This window comes from Streptomyces olivochromogenes, assembly GCF_001514115.1.
Taxonomy (GTDB): Bacteria; Actinomycetota; Actinomycetes; order Streptomycetales; family Streptomycetaceae; genus Streptomyces; species Streptomyces olivochromogenes.
The window spans coordinates 22,314-41,139 of the sequence record NZ_KQ948492.1; the positions used below are offsets into that span (position 1 = coordinate 22,314).

The following is an 18,826-nucleotide window of genomic DNA, read 5'->3' on the forward strand; positions in this document are numbered from 1 at the left end:
GCCGGCGGCGTCCGTGGTATCGGCGGTGTCCGTGGTGCTGGCGGTCACGGTCGTGGTGATGACGGCGTCGGTGGCGGCGTTGAGGAGTTCGTCCTTGCCCGTGACGTGCCAGTAGATCGCGCCGGGTCCGGTGGCGAGACGCTCGGCCAGTGCGCGAAAGGTGAGTGCGCCCTCGCCCGCGGTGTCGAGAAGTCCGATCGCGGCCTCGACGATGCTCCGGCGGGAGAGTGGTTCCTCTCGTCGTTGCGGACGGCGTGCACTGGTTGCCATGCGTACATCCTGACACATGCCTGGAACGCCGTTCCAGCCTGACATCTCTGGAACCACCATGACCACGGACGTCACGATCATCGGCGCTGGGCTCGGAGCACTGACCCTCGCCCGCGTCCTCCACGTCCACGGCATCCCCGCGACGATCTAACCGATCGCTTCAGAATGCTGTCCGACACAGACATCGGAAACTCACGTGGAACAATCGCCCGAGCATGGACGCAGGGGGAAGCATGCAGTGTGTGGGACGGGCTTCGGCTGCGGGAGGGGCACACGTGACAACAGCGCGTGACCTTGTGATCGGCTACGTGGAGTCTCTCAACGCGGCTGGTGAGGCCATGCGGACGGCGCTTCCCTCGCTCGAGCGGCTAGCAGACTTGCTCTGCCTGGTCCGTTCGCACCGGATCAGTCGTAGCGGTGGAATCGGCACCTACTCCTACAGCGTCCACGGAGCCGGTTGCCTCTTCATCAGCCAGAACGGCTCTGAGATCGATGTGGACTTCGCGGCCGACGGGGCGGAGATCTTCGACCTCTGGCGGCTGCGCCGTTATGGGCAGAGTTTGCCTGAACCAATTGACCCCACGGAGCAGGACCTACGGTCCGCGGTCGAGTCGCTGAAGCCTCTGCTGGCCGAGGTGCGGCCCGGATGGTTCCACGTGGCCGAAGCCAGGGCTTCGGCATGAGATCGGCGTGTCGGGTGGCTGTCGGCGGCCTCGTCGAGCAGAGTCCGCGAGGTGTCCAATGCTCTTGTCTCCGATGATCTTTGGGAGCGCATAGCCCCACCGCTGCCGCAGCCACCCGGTACCCCGGTCGGCTCCGGGTACCGCATCGAGTGGCGCCCGCAGGGCGGCATGCTCAACATCCACGACCACAACGGGCAGCTCGTCCTCAACACGGCCGACCTCCTCGATGAGTTCCGAGACCTCATCCATGAGGGCCGCGAGGCGTCACGGGTCCTCGACCGGGACGGAACCGTGCTCCCCGACGAACCCGACGACGGCACGGGTTGACGCCCCGAGGTACAGCGCGGCGAGCTGCGACAGGTCCTGATCGACTCCCTACCCGTCGACACCATCCGGTGGCGCTACAAGGTCAGCAGGGTCCGTGCCCTCGGCGGAGGCGCGCTCTTCGCACTCGCACCCGGGAAGGGGATCCTCGCCCGAAATCGGTGAGTTGCAGGGGACAGGTTCTCCTTGGGGACCCTCCCAATTCCTGGACCCGCGAGGCAGGCCGGTCCAACCTGCTGCCGGCTTCTTCAAGGACCTTACGGCTGCGGACAGTTCACCCCGGACCCCGCGCTCGTACGGGATGAATCTGCTGCGCTGGCGGACAAGCCGGTACGCAACCCACTGACGCTTGCGCGGGAAGGAGCCCTCAACCATTCCTTCGCCGCTCCCAGCGGGCCGACCAATGCCTGAAGCGCCGAATCCTGTGACCAGAAAGCCCAGCATCGGAAGTCTGGGGGTGTGTTTTGGGGTTTGCCGGCGCGGGCCGATGCTCAGCTCAGGCGGGCTCGCAGGAGGCAGAATTCATTGCCTTCGGGGTCGACCAGGCAGTGCCAGGTCTCCTCACCGGTCTGGCCGATGTCGGCCGGGCGTGCCCCGAGCTTCAGGAGACGTTCGAGTTCGGCGTCCTGATCGCGGTCGGTTGCGTTGACGTCGATGTGCAGCGGCAGCTTGCCCGCCTTGGGCTCGGTAGTGGGGCTGAAGACCAGAGTCGGCTGCAATCCGCCGAACCCTTCCCGCGGTCCGATCTCCACCGCGCCGTCGTCGATGTCGATGTCGAGCACGACGAAGCCCAACACCTCGCACCAGAACGCCGCCAGCCGTTGCGGATCCCGGCAATCGATCACCAGCTCGGAAATGCGACAAGCCATAATCGGGACCCTACAAGGCATCAACCGCACGCAGCCACTCCTTTGAACAGCCCTGAGCCGCGAGGTAGCGGGTACCCAGAAGCGACGGGCCGGCCCGATCCGCGCCCGGACTTCCTTACCGCCCGGACCTTGATCAGTTGGCCGGGAGGCAAACAGGACACGGCGTTCCAGATCAAACCGGGTGCTAGGTACGGGCTTGGTCGGGTGGGGTGAGGTGGAGCCCGCGACCCCTTCCTGCCGTATTCGCCGTCCCCGCTCTCCAGTCCGCGTACTAGACGGCGCACTTGCCGCCGTATCTGTACGCAGGGTTGCTGGAGTACAACCGGCACCTGGCCGCGCTTGTTTCCGTACTCGTTGTGTCCCGCGCCGGTCGTTTCTCGTTCCGGCGAGATGCTCGGGGTGCACGGTGCAGGTCAGACCCCGGGTGGATCGTCGACGAGGCTGACGTCGACGCGGACGTCATCGCTGTCAGCCGCACTGACAACGGCACTCATCAGGCAGGGGGCAGGTACCCAGACCGTTGCGGTGCATCCCCGTGCCGGATGCCGGTAGTGATATCACCGTTCGTCAAATACTTCCCCGAACCGTTGATCCTGGGAAGACAGCCCCGTTCCTGAACCGTTGAATGCGATGGCCCGGTCGATGTGTGGCCGCCCGGGGCCCGACCGTCCAAGACCTGTCCGAACGAGGAAGAGCGGTGATCACGCGATGAAGGCGGTGCGGTTCCACGAGTACGGCGGGATCGATGTGCTGCGGGTGGAAGAGGTGGAGCGGCCGGCGCCCGGCCCCGGGCAGGTACTGGTCGAGGTCCGCGCGGCCGGGATCCAGCCCGGCGAGACGATGATCCGCAAGGGCGCGCGGCACGGACGTTGGCCGGCGACCTTCCCTTCCGGACAGGGCAGCGATCTGGCCGGCGTCGTGGTGGAGGCCGGTCCACAGGTGCGCGGCGTCGCGGTGGGCGACGAGGTACTGGGCTTCACCCATCACAGGGCGAGCCACGCGGAGTTCGTCGTGGTCGACGACGTGAATCTGACCTCGCTCCCGAAGGGGCTGTCCTGGGACGTGGCAGGGTCGTTGTACGTGGCCGGCACGACCGCGTACGCCACCGTGTTCGCTGTGGACCCCCAACCGGCCGACACGGTCGTCGTGTCCGGTGCGGCGGGCGGCGTCGGGTCTCTCGCGGTGCAGCTCGCGCGGCGGCGCGGCGCCACGGTGATCGGGCTGGCGAGCGAGCAGAACCACGCCTGGTTGAAGGATCGCGGTGCCATCCCGGTCGAGTACGGGCAGGACGTGGCCGAACGGATCCGACAGGCTTCCGGCGGGAACGTCGACGCGTTCATCGACACGTTCGGCGACGGCTACGTGGATCTGGCAATGGAGTTGGACGTGCGGCCCGAGCGGATCAACACGATCAGCGACTGGCAGGCCGCGGCCAAGGTGGGGGCACGAACCTACGGAGAAGGTGCGGCGGCCTGCGCGGTCGTACTGGGCGAGCTGGCCCGGCTCGCCGCGCGCGGGGAGTTGGAGGTGCCGATCGCCCGCACCTACCCGCTGGAACGGGTGCGAGACGCGTTCCGCGAACTGGAGCGACGGCACACCCACGGCAAGATCGTGCTCCGTCCCTAGCCCGGGCTGCCCGAGGCAACCATCGAGCAGCTCAAGCAGGCAGAGGCCCAGCCGCATCCCCCTCGGCCGCCACGGCGAGCCGCGCGAGGTCGCCACCATCCTGTGCCTTGACCGACCTCGCCACCGCCTGGCCCACCAGCCAGGTCCGCACCGTCGACGGCGGCCTGGATCTGACACAGCCACCCACCCCGGAACATCGACGCAGTGTCACCGCAGGCGGCCGGCCGACTCCCCATCAAGTGGCCGCCGACGGGGTCCAACTGGTCATTGACGGGCCGTCAGCTGCAGGTGCCGTAGACGGCGTGCTGGCGCGAGGAACGGTGGCCGACTCGGTGGGCGGAGGCGGCTCGGGGGACGACTGCGGGCTGCGCATGCGCATGCGCATGATGTCGTCGCGCCGGGCGGCGAGCCGGAAGAGGTGGGAGCTTCTTGAACTCCGTCAGCCTCTCTGGGGTCTGGAACCTCCCCGGTGCCTCCAGGAAGGCCGCCAGACGCCGTACGAACTCGCCGCCAAGGCGCTGGTAGCGCCCTCCTCGGACGCTACCGTCGCGGTCCTCCTGCGGGTAGAAGCCGGTGCGGGTCACTCCCGCAAGGCAGACGCAGGAGCGCGGCGCCGAGGTCGGCGTGGTCGGCACCGTCCTGCCGGACTGCTCCTCAGGTTGACTGATCGGCACACTGGGCTGAAATACCTCTTCTACGCACTTGCCCGCGCCCAGCACCGTCGCCCGCAGAATCTCGACGCCCTCCTCGCGAAGTACGAACAACTCAAGGCCAAGACTCAGGCGCTGCGCGAAGAACGCGATCGCCTCGCCCTCCAGGTCCCAACAGAAGGCGCCGGCGCGCTGCGGCCGTGGTCGCCGGCGACGTCGGCAGCCCGTACAGGCGCCGTAGTGGCCCAGCCCGAGCGCCCAGGCGGCCTGAGTGGTGGTGCAGCCGCGCTCGAGCAACGGAGGGCGGCGACGAGTGCGAGTCCAAGGGTGATTGGCCGATGGTCGCAGTGCGGGACCCGAAAGCAAAGTCATCGAAAGAACGGGAGACTCCACACCTCCGGGGTGCGCTCACTCGGATGGCCCGTGCGCGGGGACATGGCGGCAGGTGTCCTCGACGCTGGAATCCCGGGCCTCGCTCGACGCCCTCGCACCGAAGGAATGACATGCGAATACCCTGCAAGTCGCGCCGCAACCTGAACATCGTCCGGTGGAGTGCGGCACTTCTGGCGGTGTCGGGAATCACCTACGCCCTGACACCCGTAACGGCGCAGGCAGGTGGTCCGAGCGCTGCTCCCGGCAAGGAGAAGCCCACTATCGTGCTCGTGCACGGCGCTTTCGCCGACTCGTCGAGCTGGAACGGTGTCGTGAAACGGCTCCAGCAGAACGGCTACACGGTGGCCGCACCGGCCAACCCCCTCCGCGGTATCCCCCAGGACTCGACCTACATCGCAAGCTTCCTGAAGTCCGTCAAGGGACCGATCGTCCTGGTCGGTCATTCCTACGGCGGAGAGGTGATCTCGCAGGCTGCCGCCGGAAACAACAATGTCAAGGCCCTCGTATACATCAACGCGATCATGCCCGATGTGGGAGAGTCGTTCGCCAGCCTCTCCGCGAAGTTCGCTCCCGCCGCACTCACCAAGGCTCTGAAGCAGGTGCCCTTCCGCAACGGCGACGGCACCACCGGCACGGACGTGTACGTACAGCCGAACAAACTGCACCAGGTCTTCGCCGCGGACCTGCCCACGAGTCAGACCGACATCATGGCCGTCACACAGCGTCCGATCGCGCTGTCGGCGTTCACGGACAAACTCACCGGCGCCGCATGGCGGAACAAACCCGTCTACGTCCTTGTCGGCAAACAGGACCAGGCGATCAACCCGAGCCTGGAGCGGTACGAGGCGAAGCGCGCGAACGCCCGAAAGACAGTGGAGATCGACTCCTCGCACGTGTCCCTGGTCTCGCATCCGCAAGCGGTCAAGAATCTGATCGCCGACGCCGCCGAGAACTACATGCGGAAATAGTGCGACCGGAAACAGGGCGACCGCGCAGTACTGGGCCCGCTCAAAAGTGCCGTACATGGTCGCCCTCGCGATCGCGTGGCTGAACAGGAGGAAGTCCAGGTACGCAGGGGTCGTTGTCCCTGACACCTACAGTTCTTCCACGTCGACGGCATACACCGCCGAGTGCCAGAAGCCCGAAGCAGTGGGCACATCCGGGGCGAACATCGCCACCGTGAAACTCCGCGTCTCCTCGAGAACGCCGGACCAGCTCAGCTGCGGTGAGACGTCCGATCCACCTGCTCCCAGGATGCCGCTCACCTGCTCGCGGGCCGATGGCTCGCCGTCGGCCACGGACTCCGAGGTCAACGAGAAGGTCCGTATCGGCGGCAGGAAATCGTAGGCGCCATAGGGTTTGATCATGGCAGTCCTTCGGAACGCTCCTCGGTCGACCACAAGTTGCCGACCTCAAGATGCCCGCTCACACTTGATGGGCACGTGAAATCCGGTCGCCTCATGCCCGTGCCAGGGCAACGTCGTCCCGAGGAGCGTCTCATGGCCAAGATCCTGTGTGTGCTGACCGGCGCGAGCTATTGGACCATGAAGGACGGGCACCGCCATCCCACCGGGTACTGGGCCGAGGAGTTCGTGGCGCCCTACAGCGTGTTCACCGACGCCGGACACGAGGTCACCGTGGCAACTCCCTCTGGAGTCGTTCCCGTTGTGGACACGATGAGCCTGGAGCCCCGCATGGCGGGCGGCGAAGAGAACGCCCTCCAGGAGGAGGCCGTCATCGAATCCGCGGATGAACTGAGGCATCCCATCTCCCTCCAGGAGGTGCGCCTGGAGGACTATGACGCGGTCTACTACCCCGGCGGTCACGGCCCGATGGAGGACCTCTCGGTCGACCCCGACTCCGGGGCACTGCTGCGGGACGCACTCGCTTCCGGCAATCCGCTCGGCATCGTCTGCCACGCCCCGGCCGCTCTCCTCGCGACCCGTGGCGCAAACGGCGAAACGCCTTTCGCGAACTACCGTGTGACGGGTTTCTGCAACGAGGAGGAGGCCGGTGTCGGTTTCGCCGACAAGGCCAAGTGGCTGCTGGAGGACGAATTGAAGAAGCTGCCCACCCAGTATTCGCGGGGTCCCGCCTGGGAACCGTACACAGTCGTGGACCGCAATCTCTTCACGGGGCAGAACCCCGCCTCCTCGGGCCCGCTCGCCAAGGAGCTCGTCATGGCTCTGTCCTGACCGGGGGGGACCTTCAACTCGAGACAGCAGACGTGATCGTCATTCGACGACCTTCGCCGACGCCGTCCTTGACCGCCAGATCCGCAGGGGCGTCGCTGCTGCACGGCGGAATTCTGACCGATCTCAAGGTCATGGCTCCCTCCCGGCGAGCAGCGCGCCGCTTCGCGAAAGGCCAATAAGGTAGCAAATGAGTCATTTGCTCACCTTATCGGGTGGTAATAGCCTGGATTCATGGCTATCGCAACGACGAGTCCCGTGACAGGTGAGGTCCTCAGGAGGTTCGACGAACTGACTCCTGAAGAACTGGAGGACAAGCTCGCCAGGGCGGCGGCTGCGGCTGCCTCATACCGGCTGACGAGCGTCGAGCAGCGGGCGGAATGGCTGCACCATGCGGCCGACCGCCTGGAGAAGGAGGTCGAGAGCGTCAGCGCGATGATCACCACGGAAATGGGCAAGACCTTCCGGGCGGCGGAGGAGGAAGTGGCCAAGTGCGTGCGCGGGCTGCGCTTCTACGCCACTGAGGGCCCCGCTTTCCTGCGGGACCTGGAGGGTGACGGCGGGGGCGTGGGCGCGAAGCAGACGTTCGTGACGTACCAGCCGATCGGTGCGGTGCTCGCGGTGATGCCGTGGAACCTGCCGTTGTGGCAGGCCATGCGATTCGCCGCGCCCGCACTGATGGCGGGAAACGTGGGCCTGCTCAAGCACGCCTCGAACGTGCCGCAGTGCGCCATGTACCTGGAAGAGCTCTTCCGTGACGCGGGCTTCCCGGACGACGTGTTCCAGACCCTGCTGATCTCCGCGGGGAGGGTGGAGCAGGTGCTGCGCGACCCGCGGGTGGCGGCCGCGACGCTGACGGGCAGCGAACCGGCGGGACGGTCGGTGGCCACCATCGCCGGCGACGAGATCAAGAAGGTGGTCCTCGAACTCGGCGGCTCCGACCCGTTCATCGTCATGCCCTCCACGAACCTGGAGCGGGCCACCGATGTCGCGGTCAAGGCCCGGTGTCTGAACAACGGGCAGTCCTGCATCAACGGTAAGCGGTTCTTCGTGCACGAGGACATCGGCGACGCATTCATCGAGATGTTCGTGGCGAAGATGGGCGCACTGGTGGTGGGCGACCCGATGGACGAGGGCACCGACGTCGGACCGCTGGCCACCGAGTCCGGCCGGCAGGACGTGGAGTCCTACGTCGACGACGCCGTCGCCAAGGGCGCGACGGTCCTCCTGGGCGGTGAACGCCCGGACGGGCCCGGCTGGTTCTACCCGCCCACCGTGCTGACCGGTATCACGCCGGAGATGCGGATGTACCACGAGGAAGTCTTCGGCCCCGTGGCGCAGGTGTGGACGGTCGCCTCCCTGGAAGAGGCCTTGCGGGAAGCCAACGGGCACCCCTACGGCCTCGGGTCGAACCTGTGGAGCGAGGACGAGGCCGAACGCGAACTCTTCGTCCGCGACGTGCAGTCGGGCATGGCCTTCATCAACGGCAACACGACCAGCTACCCCGAGATCCCCTTCGGTGGCGTCAAACGCAGCGGCTACGGACGTGAGCTGTCCGACCTCGGCATGCGGGAGTTCATGAACGCCAAGACCGTCTGGATCGGCCAGGACGCCTGAACCCCCCGATACCAGGCGGCCAGTCGACACCACTGGCATGCGCGCCGGCCGTCGCGGCGCGCGCCCGCGTCGATCGTCTGGAGGCGCGACGATGAGCGGAACGAACCGGACCCCGTCGTCCGGGCAGGCAAGGCCCGTGGTCGCCGTCCTCGGCACAGGGACCATGGGGGAGGCCATGGCACGTAACATCGCGGCGGCGGGAGTGGGACTGCGCGCGTGGAACCGCAACCGCGCCGCCGCCGAACCGCTGGTCGACGCCGGCGCCGCGGTGTGCGACACGCCGGCCGAGGCCTGCCAAGGCGCCGACATCGTACTGACCGCGCTCTCGAACGAGAAGGTGGTCGCCGACGTGATGGACCAGGCTCGCGACGGCCTGGGCGGCCACACGGTGTGGGTGCAGACGTGCACGGTCTCCCCGGACGGATCTCGCCGTCTCGCGGAACTGGCGACCCGCCTGAACGTCGCGTACGTCGAAGCCCCCCTCCTCGGCACCAAGGAACCGGCCGTGGCCGGAACCCTGACCATCCTGGCCGCCTCCCCCCCAGCAGGAGGCTAGGGAAGCGGTGCGACCGGTCCTGGAGGCGGTGGGCTCACGCACCGTGTGGCTCGACGAGGTCGGACACTTTCCCCTCGAAGCGGCTGCCAAGGACGCCGGCCTGATCGTCGACACCGCCCGTGCCGCCGGCCTGCACCTGGGCATCGCGGAAGTCGTACGCGAACGCCTCCACCGCGCGGCCGACGACGGACTCGGACGCGCGGACGTCGCCGCGACCTACCGCATGTCCCGCCGGTCCGCATCCTGACCGGGCCGTCCCTTCGAGAGAGGCGAGGGAGGAACGATGACCCGTGCCGGCATCGCCGCCGCGCGTTCGAGCACGGCGCGACTAACTGAGATCGTCCCCCAGGTCGACGACGAGCAATGGGAGCTGCCGTCCGCCTGCAACGGCTGGCGTGTCATCGACGTGGTGGCCCATCTCGCGGCCCTGGCCTCCGAGGCGGTGGACCCGCCGCCGCCCGACCCTTCCCTGCCGAAGAACCGCGAGCGCTACCACGACCTGCGCGTCGACGAACGCCGTGGCTGGAGCCATGCGGAAGTCCTCGACGAGTGGCGGCGCAGCACACCCCGGCAGCTGGACCTCCTGGAAGCGGCCCAGGAACCGCCCGGGGCCGACGAGGCCGTCGAGGTGCCCGGGCTCGGGACGTATCCGCGCCACCTCCTGGCGAACACCATGGCGTTCAACGTCTTCTGCCACCTGCGCAACGACATGCTTGCCCCGGACGGCCCGCTCCCGTTCACCCTGCCGGAACCGACCGACGGCCAGGTCGGCCCCGCCGTCGACTTCATGCTCGCCGGTCTCCCCCAGATGCAGGGGCCCGAACTCACCGCCACCGTCGATACGCCCCTCGTCCTCCACCTGACCGGGCCAGGCGCCACCACCGTCACCGTCTTCCCTGCGTCCGGGCCAGACGGGGAGCTGACCGTGGCACCCGGTGCGGACGCCATCACCCGGGTCCACAGCACGGCACTCGACTTCATCGCGTGGGCCACCACCCGCAAGCCCTGGCGCGACCACTGCCGCATCACAGGAAACGCCTCGGCCGCCACACCGTTCCTCGACTGCCTCAACATCATTTAGCGGAGGGCCGCGTCTGGCCGAGGAAGACGAGTAGTGCTTGATCCGGTTCATCCGCCGGTGCCAGTTCCCCTGGCAGCCCGGACCGTCGCCCGCCTCGGCCGTCCTCGACGTGCTGCAACCGACCACGAGATCGTCTGCGCCACCGACGGCATCGTCGGCATGGGCCGCGGCGACGCCTGCCCGGTCTTCCCCGGCAAGCGCTACGTCGACTGGAACCTGGACGACCCCGCAGGCAAGACCTCTCTGCTCGGCCGTGATGGGGTGACCCGTCGGTGCCGATCCGTCCGACGAGCGGAACGTCGGGTTGCAGCGCCCGGTGTGCACAGTGGGTGTGCCGTGTTCATCAGCACGTCGCCGCCGCTGACCCTCTGCCCACCCAGGGGCGGAATCGTGCGATCGCGGGCGTGTCACCGCCTCGCTATCCTGATCAAGGGTGCATATATCTACGCAAATAGCGCATCTGGCGTCGTTGCTGCCCCCAACCCTGCAGGGAAAGGAAGATCAGCATGCCTTCAGTGCTTCCCACTCCGATCCTGGAGCCCGCAGCGCAAGACCTTACCGAGGCGACCTCCCCGCACCCGCGGATCTACGAGGTGCCGCCGGATCAGGGACGTGACATCCTCGCCGGCCTGCAGACTGGAGAAGGTGTCACGAAACCCGATGTCGAGGAGGAATGGGTGACCGTCGACGCCGGCAAGTGGGGGCAGGTACGCACCCGCATCGTGCGCCCGCGCGGCGTCTCCGGGACGCTGCCGGTCATCCTCTACATCCACGGAGCCGGGTGGGTGTTCGGCGACGAGAACACCCACGACCGCCTCGTACGCGAACTCGCCGTCGGCGCCGGCGCGGCTGCGGTCTTCCCCGTCTACGACCGGGCCCCCGAGGCCAAGTACCCCACCCAGATCGAGCAGAACTACGCCGTGGCCCAATGGTCCGCCCGCGAAGGCGCACAGCATGGCTTGGACGCCTCGCGCCTCGCCGTGTGCGGCGACTCAGTGGGCGGAAACATGTCCGCGGCCCTCGCCCTGATGGCGAAGGACAGGGGCGACGATGTCCGGGTCGGTTGCCAGGTCCTGCTCTACCCCGTGACCAACGCCGACTTCGACACCCCGTCCTACCGGCAGTTCGCGGACGGGGAGTACCTGACCCGGGACGGCATGATCTGGTTCTGGGACCAGTACACCACCGATGCCGCCCAGCGCGCCGAGCCCTACGCCTCGCCGCTGCGGGCCAGCATCGACCAGTTGCGCGGCCTGCCCCCGACCTTGGTCATCACCGACGAGGCCGACGTCCTGCGTGACGAGGGTGAGGCCTACGCGGCCAAGCTGCGTGAAGCCGGCGTCGACGTCACCGCGGTCCGCGTTCTGGGCATGGTCCACGACTTCCTGATGCTGGACCTCCTCCGTGACACCAACGCCACCAAGGTCGCTCGTCACCTCGCCATCGACGCACTCAAGACCGCCCTGCACGACTGACACGGATGCGGTGGAGTCGGCCATAGGTAGGCCTTCGGCGGCGAGCAGACCGACCCCGGGTCACCACTGCGGCTTGGTAGTCGCCGCGGCGAACTCCCGTCACGGACGCCTGGACCACCTCTCGCCGCTCCCCTCCTCCAACCGACGGCCGCTCGATCGCCTGCACCCTTCTTCGGGCGCGAGCAGCGACCATCTTGGTCGCGTCGGTGGATGGGCCGAGGATCCGGCCCATCTCGCCGAACGGCACCGCGCACAGGTCGCACAGGTCGCACAGGTCGCACAGCACGAACGCCAGTCGCCCGCCCGGCCCGAGCGACTTGCTTCGAGACCACCCTCGTCGAGATCCACGGCGTCCGTCCCGGAGTACACCGTCGTCACCAAGGCCCCCGACGCAGCCAGCCACGTCCCCGACACCTCCCCCTCGATCCCGATCCGGTTCTGCCCCCTTCCGCCGCACTTCGTCGTTCCTCCCGGCCGCGCCGGGGATTTCGTCGTTGACAGATTTGGGTAATGAGATTAGCTTTTAGCTAACGTAGTTAGCCAACCTGGGAGCTGTCATGACCGAGTACCTTGCCGTCGACGGCGGCACGATCGCTTACGAGGTGTCGGGGTCCGGCCCGCTGATCGTTCTCGCGCACGGCATGGGCGACAGCCGCTCCGCGTACCGTGCTGTGATCCCGCCGCTGGTGGCGGCGGGCTACCGGGTCGCCGCGGTCGATCTGCGCGGCTGCGGCGAGTCCAGCGTCGGCTGGCCGGCCTGGAGCCGCACCGCCATCGCCGGCGACCTGCTCGCCGTGATCCGTCACCTGGGCGGCCCGGCCGTGCTGGTCGGCCACTCGATCTCCGGCGGCGCCGCCACCATCGCCGCGGCGCAGGAGCCCTCGCTGATCACCGCGGTTGTCGAGTTGGCGCCGTTCACCCGAAAGCAGTCGATCCGCCTCGGCGACCTGCGCGTGAAGCGCTTCCGGCAGGGCATGTTGCGGCTGCTCGGCACGGGCGCGTTCGGCAGCGTGCCGCTCTGGCGCTCGTACCTCGACGTGGCCTACCCCGGCGTGAAGCCGGCCGACTGGGCCGAGCGGCTCGGCCGCATCGACTCCCTGCTGCGCGAGCCGGGCCGGATGAAGGCCATGCAGGGCATGGGCCGCAGCGCCCCGACCGACGCCGGCGCGCAGCTCGGCAACGTCCGCTGCCCGGTCCTGGTCGTGATGGGCACACTCGACCCCGACTGGGCCGACCCGCACGCCGAGGGTTCGGCGATCATTGACGCCCTGCCGTCCGGCCTCGGTCGCCTTGAGATGATCGAGGGCGCCGGGCACTACCCGCACGACCAGTTTTCCGACCAGGTGGTTTCACTCATGCTCGCCTTCCTCGGAACGGACGCCGCTCGTGCCTAGGGTCGGCCTGGACCCGGCGGCCGTGGTCGCGGCCGGTGCCGCCCTCGCCGACGAGGTGGGCCTCGCCAATCTGACGATGGGTCTGCTGGCCGAGCGGGTGGGCGTGCGTACCCCGTCCCTGTACAAGCATGTGGGCGGCCAGGAGGACCTCAACCGGCGCATCGCGGCCTTGGCGTTGAGCGAGGCCGCCGACGCCGTCGGCGGCGCGGTCCAGGGGTACGCCGGCCGCGATGCCCTGGCAGCCGCGGCGCGCGCCTTCCGCGCCTTCGTCCTGGAGCACCCCGGGCGGTACGCCGCGACGATCGGCATGGAACCGTCCGGCCCGGACGATCCGCTGGCCATCGCGGGTCAGCGGCTGCTAGACGCGTTCATGGCGGTCCTGCGCGGCTACGAGGTGCGGGAGTCCGACGTGGACCACGCCCTGCGCATGCTCCGCAGCCTCTGCCACGGGTTCGCCACGTTGCAGGTGGCCAACGCCTTCCAGTGGAGCGCCGACATCGACGAGAGCTTCGAGTGGCTGATCGCCTTCGCCGACCGGGGCCTGCGTGCCATGTGAGAATGCCGCCGCCGACGGCCGCCACACTTCCGGGGCCAGGCGTACGACTTTCAGCGCCCGGAACAGAGGGGTGAGGGGGCGAGGAGTACGGAGGTGGCGCCGGCCGGCCGGAAGCAGGTGACCCGGGCCCGCGGCCAACCGGCCTTCAAGAGCCTACGGCGACGCGTAGTGCCGTAGTACGACTTCCCGCTCTTCACCGCGTGACCGCACTGAACACTGAACCGGCCGAACGGCCAAGTGAAATGACCTGTAGGGGCCCGCGGGCCGTCACCCCGGCCCCGGCCTCACGCCTCGTGACGGCTCAGCCATTCCTTCTCCTGACCCGGGTCGGGCAGGACCTGTCCGCCTTCGACGGCGGAGCGCGCGGGACTGTCCTGGATCACCACCAGGATGCGGCGCTCGGGTATTCCGGTGATGCGGGAAGCGGCTGCCGACAGCTCGAGTGCCAGGCGGGTCGTCTCCTCCTGCGGGTGGCCGCGGCGTGCCCAGCCGCTGATCAGGAGCGGCGCCCCTGGTTCTCCACCGACGTAGACGCTGTCCTGCGGCAGTTCGGAGAAGACCACGTTGACGTAGGCGGGCGGAACGTGATTGATCTCCGCGTGGATCCTGGTGATCTCGGCGGCCAGTTCGCCCTTGGCGCCGGCCTTCAGCGTTCCCTGGGCGGTGGTGCATGTGTAGATGGGCACGTCGACTCCTGAAATGTCAGAGCCGCGGACGTGCCCCCAGGACATCGGGAGGGGGCACGCCCGCGTTGGGATCGTTCGTTCTCGGGGAAGGGCCACTGGGGTGGTGGCTGGTAGCGGGGCCCTCGTGGCGTAGGGGCTGATCAGTTGCTGCGGTCGATGAGGGTCTTGAGGTCGGTGACCGTGTAGGCGAGGTCGAAGTGGAATCCCCTGCCCGTGCGCTGGACGGGCAGGTCGGCGAGTTCTTCGCCGTGGGCGGGGAGAAAGGCGAGGTCGGCGGTGCCTGCCCAGGCGTCGCTGACGGCGACGCCGTCCAGGACGGACATGACGAGTTCATGGACGGCGGGCTTGTCGTGTTGTCCGGCGGCCAGGCGGGGGAAGTGTCGGAGGTTGACCACGGGGCGGCTCATCAGGGCGGCGGGGTCGGGGACCGGCTGTTCGAGGGTGACCTTGGCTTCGGCGATGCGCTGTCCGGCAGCGGAGGCGGTGGCGCCGAACTGTCCGCCCGGGCCGAGGACAGGGGTGCCGGGACCGCCGACGGAATAGGCGCGGGTCTGGTGTACGGCGCCGAGCTTCTTGGGGAAGCCCTGGACCCAGCCGCGGGCCATGGCGGAGTCGTTGTCGACGTAGATGTAGGGGCACCAGGCCACCGGCGTGCCGTTGTAGTGGGCGTCCAGGGTGAGGAGGAACTCCCGGTACTGCGAGCGTGCGGGATCCAGGTACTCCAGGCCGGTGGAGGAGTACTGCCAGTCGATGAACATCGCGACGCCGCGGCCTGCGGAGTCCGGGTCAGGGGTCAGACCCTCGGGCAGAGTCGCTGCGGCGGCGGCCGGGTCGGTGAAGAACTCGACACCCACCACGGTGCCGGCGTAGTGCCACGGCGGGGCGGGCGCCAGGTTCGCGATGCCACGGGGAGACAGGGGGACGGTGTAACCCTTCATGCCACGTCCTTCGGGAAGAGACTGGAGTGAAACGATACGTAGCGTTTCATCGATGAGCGCGACAGTAGCACACCTTGACCCGTGCGTGAAACGATACGTATCGTTTAACTCATGGCACCCGTCTTCTCCTCAGGTCCGGCGGCCGGCGGGCCGCGTTCTCTTTCAAAGATCCTCGACGCGGCACGGGATGTCCTGTCGGCGCAGGGATACCCGGCGCTGACCATCGAGGCCGTCGCGGCGGCCGCGGGCGTCGGCAAATCGACCATCTATCGGTGGTGGCCCAGCAAGGAGGCACTCGTCGCCGACGCGCTCGCCGAGATCTTCCGCGCCGAGGAGATCCCCGACCTGGGCGACACCCACGCCGAACTGCGCCACGCCGTCGACATGACCATCGACAACTACGCCAACGAGGACATGGCCACCTCGCTGCCCGCACTCGCCGGCGGCCTCCTCCCCCACCCCGAACTCATGACCCGGTTCCGGGAGGCTTTCCTGTACCGCAAGCGCGAGAACATCGCCGCAGCACTGCGCCGCGGAATCCAACGCGGCGACCTGCCCCACGACCTCGACATCGACCTCGTCCAGGACATCTGGGCCGGCACCATCCTCTACCGACGACTCATGACCGGCGCCCCCCTCGGCACCGACCTCGCCGAACACCTCGTCCAACTCGTCACCGACACTCCCCCGCTACTCCCCACCAAGAAGCAGGAATGCGCCCAGTGACGAGCCCGCGAAACGGACTGCGTGCAGGAGTCTGCGGTGCGGGTGGCGCATGCGCAGCCGCAGCTTCGTCAGCTCTGGTTGTCCCGATGACCTGATGGGTCGCCTGACTAAGGTGCGGGTGAGGGAGGTGGGCCGATGGGTGCATCGATGCTCTACGAGGTGCTGGAACCGCTGCCGGACGCGCGGAGCGCTCTAGTTTTCGCGCGTCAACTGCTCGCCCGATTCGGTGCCGGAACGCCGGACCTGCCTGCCCTCTGCTTCAACGACATCGCCACGCGGGAACAGTTCCAGTACGCCCGGCAGTACTTCACCTGTGGCACGTTCCTGTGCTCAAAGCGGGACCTCCAGGACTCGCGTGTCCAGGAACTCTGGGAGACCCTGGGCCGCTTGGGCTTCCGGGACACGTCCTCGGGTCGGGTGGAGACTGAGCTGCAACCTGAACTGGCCTCCCTGTGGCCCTTGCCGCAGCGAGTGCAGTTCCAGCTGATGAAGGGAAAGACGCCCTCCACCTTTCCCATCCGTGACTCCGACGAGTGCACCGAGACGGAGATCGACGGTGCGGTCGCGGTCTGCGGCCCGCTGTCCATCGGCATCTCCTGGTTCGCGGCACTGCGCGGCCTACCGAACTCAAACCTCAGCGGCGTCCAGCTGTGCCTCAACAGCACATGGACCGAGCAGTGCAGTGAACCTGATCCAGGCAGGCACACCGTGTACCTGTCCATCGGCACGCGTAACTCGGATGCGGACGCACGGGATTGGCTGCAAGGCACCGGCACCGGACTTCGCTTCGGGGAGTCTCAGCTGGGTTGGTAAACAGGTCGCCAGGCCCCTGAGGCGGCGAGGGGAACGGCTACCTGCCCACGGTGAAGACTCACGCAGCACTCTGCGAGAACCCACGCGTCACAAACCGGCGAACCCATGTGGTCACAGCACCGGAGAGGGTGCCGAGTTCAGGTCTTCAGCTGCGCTCGCGCGTTCCGGAGTGGCGCTAGGCCATCGAAGATGATGGTGAGCATCCGGTCTCGTACCTCTTCCTCGAGGTGGGCGCGGGCGGAGGCTCGCGATGTGGCAACGAGCAAGGCGTACACCTCGGGCAGTTCGACGTCATCTCGGACGGCGCCGACGCGTTGGGCATGCTGAAGCAGCGCACCGACGGCTCGACGCAGTCCGTCCGATGCCTGAGCGGCGTCGCCATCATGGTCACCACCGGCCTCGAACAGCGCCTCGGCAATGGCGATCTTGCCGGCCGCGTCGGCGACGAGGTGGCTGAAGAAGTCGAAGAACGCCGCACCCGGGTCCGGGGCGTGAAACAGCGTTTCGGCTTGCTCGCGCAGGCGGTCGAACCGCTGCACGAGAACGGCCTCCAGCAGCGCCGCTTTGGTGGGGAAGTGACGGAAGACCGTGGCGATGCCGACGTTGGCCAGGCGGGCCACCTCCTCGGTGGACGCAGACTGGCCGCCCTTACCGAAGACCTCTTCGGCGACGTTCAAGATCCGCTCACGGTTGGTTCGCGCGTCAGCGCGTTGCGGCCGTCTGCCGCCCATGTCTCGGTTACCTGGGGTGCTCATCGCGCTTTCACTCGTATCCCGCCGCATCTCGCCGTATCTCGCTATCCGAAGTCGCGACTCCGTATACTCGGAGTCCGCACTCCGGATAGTAGTGCGACACCACTGCACGTCGGCGCCGACGACAGGAGAGTGCCATGACCCAAGTCCTCAGCCCGCGGGAGGTTTTCCTCGCGCTCGTGAACGGTGTCGCGGAGGGCCGTTGGAGCGAACTGCCCGACCTGTATGCGGAACAGACCCACGTCGTGCACCCGTTCGACCCACTTCGTGCTGCCGCACTCCGTACCCGCGACGAACTGCGTGAACACTTCAGGCCGACCGACGCCGGTCCCCGGCTGCAACGTCGGGCAGCCAACATCACGATCCACGAGACGTCCGACCCCGAGGTCATCGTCGCCGAGTTCGAGTACCAGGGAACAGTCGCGGAGACCGAAGAACCCTTCGTGCTGCCCGGCATCTTCGTGCTGCGGGTGCGCGACGGTGAAATCATCAGCTCCCGCGACTATTTCGACCATGTCACCGCCGCCCGAGTCCGCGGGCAACTCGACACACTTGTCGCAGCCGTGCAGGCGAGCAGTGCCACCTCGGCCTAGAGCGCGGACCGATGCGGACCTTCATCGGAGGCTGCGGAGCGGGACGACCGCGCCGCGTAGGTGAAGTCCGGCCAGGTAGCCGGGCGGGGTCTTGTCGTAGCGGATGACGAGGCCCCGCCACTCCTTGGTCTTGTTGATACAGCGTTCCACCACGTTGCGGTCGCGGTAGAGGTCGTCCCCATGGGCAACGGGCCGGACGGGCCGCGGATCTTGATGCGTTCCACGACGGCGGTGAAGCGGGGCTGTAGGCGACTTGACCGGGGGGAGGACGAAGGACAGCAGGGGGGAGCAGCGGTCCGCCGACAGGTGCGCCTTGCCGGTCAACCCGCCGCGTGACCGCCCCAGTTCGGAGGCCGGAGCCGGGCCCTGCGAGTCCACGCTCACCAGGTCGAGGTCTACCTGACCCCGCGCGGCGGCCTCGGCGATCACCGCTTCCATCAGCATCTGGAAGCCCCCGGACCTGGCCCAGAGGTGGAACCGCCCGTAGGCGGTGGACCAGGGCCCGTACCGCTCAGGCATGTCCCGCCAAGAACCACCCGTACGGAACCGCCACATCACGCCGTTGCCGAGCCTGCGCAGGTCAGACATGAGGCCACCTCGTTCGCCCAGCGGCAGCACGCCCTAGGTGTATT

21 protein-coding genes and 1 pseudogene are annotated in these 18,826 nt (G+C 67.9%); 15 read left to right on the forward strand and 7 right to left on the reverse strand.

Translation table 11 applies throughout. The features are described from left to right. Nucleotides 1-270: helix-turn-helix domain-containing protein (locus AQJ27_RS49215; protein ID WP_159064652.1), on the reverse strand; the 270-nt coding region annotated here is incomplete at its 3' end. A 275-nt stretch (nt 271-545) separates the two neighbouring features. Between AQJ27_RS49215 and AQJ27_RS49220 the strand changes: the two genes are divergently transcribed. After that, on the forward strand, nt 546-953 hold the full coding sequence (locus tag AQJ27_RS49220) for a DUF6896 domain-containing protein (RefSeq protein WP_235614077.1): 408 nt from the start codon (nt 546-548) through the stop codon (nt 951-953). Nucleotides 954-1,106: 153 nt separating this feature from the next. Further along, nucleotides 1,107-1,391 (forward strand): annotated as a pseudogene (locus tag AQJ27_RS54195) (FAD-dependent monooxygenase); the annotation flags it as partial. A gap of 377 nt (nt 1,392-1,768) precedes the next feature. Here the strand turns inward: AQJ27_RS54195 and AQJ27_RS49225 are convergent. Beyond that, nucleotides 1,769-2,146, reverse strand: a complete 378-nt coding sequence (locus AQJ27_RS49225; protein ID WP_067385203.1) for a VOC family protein — start codon at nt 2,144-2,146, stop codon at nt 1,769-1,771. Nucleotides 2,147-2,854: 708 nt separating this feature from the next. Between AQJ27_RS49225 and AQJ27_RS49230 the strand changes: the two genes are divergently transcribed. Continuing rightward, nucleotides 2,855-3,772 (forward strand): NADP-dependent oxidoreductase, encoded by a 918-nt coding sequence (locus tag AQJ27_RS49230; RefSeq protein ID WP_067385206.1) that lies wholly within the window; start codon nt 2,855-2,857, stop codon nt 3,770-3,772. 1,153 nt (nt 3,773-4,925) lie between these two features. Beyond that, complete coding sequence (locus tag AQJ27_RS49240; RefSeq protein WP_067385213.1) at nt 4,926-5,783, forward strand: alpha/beta fold hydrolase; 858 nt, start codon at nt 4,926-4,928, stop codon at nt 5,781-5,783. Nucleotides 5,784-5,909: 126 nt separating this feature from the next. On the opposite strand, the gene AQJ27_RS49245 is transcribed toward AQJ27_RS49240, so the two are convergent. Continuing rightward, a complete protein-coding gene (locus AQJ27_RS49245; RefSeq protein ID WP_067385216.1) occupies nt 5,910-6,182 on the reverse strand; it encodes a hypothetical protein in 273 nt (90 codons plus the stop codon). Between the two features lie 132 nt (nt 6,183-6,314). Here AQJ27_RS49245 and AQJ27_RS49250 point away from each other — a divergent pair, with 132 nt between their 5' ends. From AQJ27_RS49250 to AQJ27_RS49285, 8 genes are all read left to right on the forward strand, one after another. Next, a complete protein-coding gene (locus tag AQJ27_RS49250) occupies nt 6,315-7,010 on the forward strand; it encodes a type 1 glutamine amidotransferase domain-containing protein (RefSeq protein WP_067385220.1) in 696 nt (231 codons plus the stop codon). Nucleotides 7,011-7,241: 231 nt separating this feature from the next. Next, nucleotides 7,242-8,624, forward strand: coding sequence for an NADP-dependent succinic semialdehyde dehydrogenase (locus AQJ27_RS49255; protein WP_067385223.1), 1,383 nt, complete (start codon nt 7,242-7,244; stop codon nt 8,622-8,624). Between the two features lie 163 nt (nt 8,625-8,787). After that, the gene (locus AQJ27_RS59910; RefSeq protein WP_235614078.1) at nt 8,788-9,180 is read left to right on the forward strand and encodes an NAD(P)-dependent oxidoreductase; all 393 of its coding nucleotides are present in this window, start codon (nt 8,788-8,790) and stop codon (nt 9,178-9,180) included. Between the two features lie 7 nt (nt 9,181-9,187). Beyond that, on the forward strand, nt 9,188-9,427 hold the full coding sequence (locus AQJ27_RS59915) for a hypothetical protein (protein ID WP_067385230.1): 240 nt from the start codon (nt 9,188-9,190) through the stop codon (nt 9,425-9,427). A 36-nt stretch (nt 9,428-9,463) separates the two neighbouring features. Beyond that, nucleotides 9,464-10,261 carry a maleylpyruvate isomerase family mycothiol-dependent enzyme gene (locus AQJ27_RS49270; RefSeq protein WP_067385233.1) on the forward strand — a complete coding sequence of 266 codons (798 nt, stop codon included), beginning with the start codon at nt 9,464-9,466 and terminating at the stop codon, nt 10,259-10,261. A gap of 506 nt (nt 10,262-10,767) precedes the next feature. Next, nucleotides 10,768-11,736, forward strand: coding sequence for an alpha/beta hydrolase (locus AQJ27_RS49275; protein ID WP_067385236.1), 969 nt, complete (start codon nt 10,768-10,770; stop codon nt 11,734-11,736). 557 nt (nt 11,737-12,293) lie between these two features. After that, nucleotides 12,294-13,130, forward strand: coding sequence for an alpha/beta fold hydrolase (locus AQJ27_RS49280; protein WP_067385239.1), 837 nt, complete (start codon nt 12,294-12,296; stop codon nt 13,128-13,130). Nucleotides 13,131-13,152: 22 nt separating this feature from the next. Next, nucleotides 13,153-13,686 carry a TetR/AcrR family transcriptional regulator gene (locus tag AQJ27_RS49285; RefSeq protein ID WP_067385242.1) on the forward strand — a complete coding sequence of 178 codons (534 nt, stop codon included), beginning with the start codon at nt 13,153-13,155 and terminating at the stop codon, nt 13,684-13,686. 284 nt (nt 13,687-13,970) lie between these two features. On the opposite strand, the gene AQJ27_RS49290 is transcribed toward AQJ27_RS49285, so the two are convergent. Then, nucleotides 13,971-14,372 (reverse strand): tautomerase family protein, encoded by a 402-nt coding sequence (locus tag AQJ27_RS49290; RefSeq protein ID WP_067385245.1) that lies wholly within the window; start codon nt 14,370-14,372, stop codon nt 13,971-13,973. A gap of 140 nt (nt 14,373-14,512) precedes the next feature. Further along, nucleotides 14,513-15,310 carry an acetoacetate decarboxylase family protein gene (locus AQJ27_RS49295; RefSeq protein ID WP_067385248.1) on the reverse strand — a complete coding sequence of 266 codons (798 nt, stop codon included), beginning with the start codon at nt 15,308-15,310 and terminating at the stop codon, nt 14,513-14,515. A gap of 111 nt (nt 15,311-15,421) precedes the next feature. On the opposite strand from AQJ27_RS49295, the gene AQJ27_RS49300 reads away from it, so the two are divergent. Together AQJ27_RS49300 and AQJ27_RS49305 are read left to right on the forward strand one after the other, a co-directional pair. Then, the gene (locus AQJ27_RS49300; RefSeq protein WP_067385250.1) at nt 15,422-16,036 is read left to right on the forward strand and encodes a TetR/AcrR family transcriptional regulator; all 615 of its coding nucleotides are present in this window, start codon (nt 15,422-15,424) and stop codon (nt 16,034-16,036) included. Between the two features lie 135 nt (nt 16,037-16,171). Continuing rightward, complete coding sequence (locus AQJ27_RS49305) at nt 16,172-16,849, forward strand: hypothetical protein (RefSeq protein ID WP_067385252.1); 678 nt, start codon at nt 16,172-16,174, stop codon at nt 16,847-16,849. 137 nt (nt 16,850-16,986) lie between these two features. Here AQJ27_RS49305 and AQJ27_RS49310 read toward each other — a convergent pair whose 3' ends face one another. Continuing rightward, nucleotides 16,987-17,526, reverse strand: coding sequence for a TetR/AcrR family transcriptional regulator (locus AQJ27_RS49310; RefSeq protein ID WP_235614076.1), 540 nt, complete (start codon nt 17,524-17,526; stop codon nt 16,987-16,989). Between the two features lie 212 nt (nt 17,527-17,738). Between AQJ27_RS49310 and AQJ27_RS49315 the strand changes: the two genes are divergently transcribed. Continuing rightward, the gene (locus AQJ27_RS49315; RefSeq protein ID WP_067385256.1) at nt 17,739-18,194 is read left to right on the forward strand and encodes a nuclear transport factor 2 family protein; all 456 of its coding nucleotides are present in this window, start codon (nt 17,739-17,741) and stop codon (nt 18,192-18,194) included. Nucleotides 18,195-18,215: 21 nt separating this feature from the next. Here AQJ27_RS49315 and AQJ27_RS54200 read toward each other — a convergent pair whose 3' ends face one another. Next, nucleotides 18,216-18,782, reverse strand: a complete 567-nt coding sequence (locus AQJ27_RS54200; protein WP_096240656.1) for a transposase — start codon at nt 18,780-18,782, stop codon at nt 18,216-18,218. Nucleotides 18,783-18,826: the final 44 nt, after the last annotated feature.

Coding starts and splice junctions, on each gene's coding strand:
- AQJ27_RS49225 (WP_067385203.1), bottom strand. CDS start 2,146: ATGGCTTGTCGCATTTCCGAGCTGGTGATCGATTGCCGGGATCCGCAA.
- AQJ27_RS49230 (WP_067385206.1), top strand. CDS start 2,855: ATGAAGGCGGTGCGGTTCCACGAGTACGGCGGGATCGATGTGCTGCGG.
- AQJ27_RS49240 (WP_067385213.1), top strand. CDS start 4,926: ATGCGAATACCCTGCAAGTCGCGCCGCAACCTGAACATCGTCCGGTGG.
- AQJ27_RS49245 (WP_067385216.1), bottom strand. CDS start 6,182: ATGATCAAACCCTATGGCGCCTACGATTTCCTGCCGCCGATACGGACC.
- AQJ27_RS49250 (WP_067385220.1), top strand. CDS start 6,315: ATGGCCAAGATCCTGTGTGTGCTGACCGGCGCGAGCTATTGGACCATG.
- AQJ27_RS49255 (WP_067385223.1), top strand. CDS start 7,242: ATGGCTATCGCAACGACGAGTCCCGTGACAGGTGAGGTCCTCAGGAGG.
- AQJ27_RS59910 (WP_235614078.1), top strand. CDS start 8,788: ATGGGGGAGGCCATGGCACGTAACATCGCGGCGGCGGGAGTGGGACTG.
- AQJ27_RS49270 (WP_067385233.1), top strand. CDS start 9,464: ATGACCCGTGCCGGCATCGCCGCCGCGCGTTCGAGCACGGCGCGACTA.
- AQJ27_RS49275 (WP_067385236.1), top strand. CDS start 10,768: ATGCCTTCAGTGCTTCCCACTCCGATCCTGGAGCCCGCAGCGCAAGAC.
- AQJ27_RS49280 (WP_067385239.1), top strand. CDS start 12,294: ATGACCGAGTACCTTGCCGTCGACGGCGGCACGATCGCTTACGAGGTG.
- AQJ27_RS49295 (WP_067385248.1), bottom strand. CDS start 15,310: ATGAAGGGTTACACCGTCCCCCTGTCTCCCCGTGGCATCGCGAACCTG.
- AQJ27_RS49300 (WP_067385250.1), top strand. CDS start 15,422: ATGGCACCCGTCTTCTCCTCAGGTCCGGCGGCCGGCGGGCCGCGTTCT.
- AQJ27_RS49305 (WP_067385252.1), top strand. CDS start 16,172: ATGGGTGCATCGATGCTCTACGAGGTGCTGGAACCGCTGCCGGACGCG.
- AQJ27_RS49315 (WP_067385256.1), top strand. CDS start 17,739: ATGACCCAAGTCCTCAGCCCGCGGGAGGTTTTCCTCGCGCTCGTGAAC.
- AQJ27_RS54200 (WP_096240656.1), bottom strand. CDS start 18,782: ATGTCTGACCTGCGCAGGCTCGGCAACGGCGTGATGTGGCGGTTCCGT.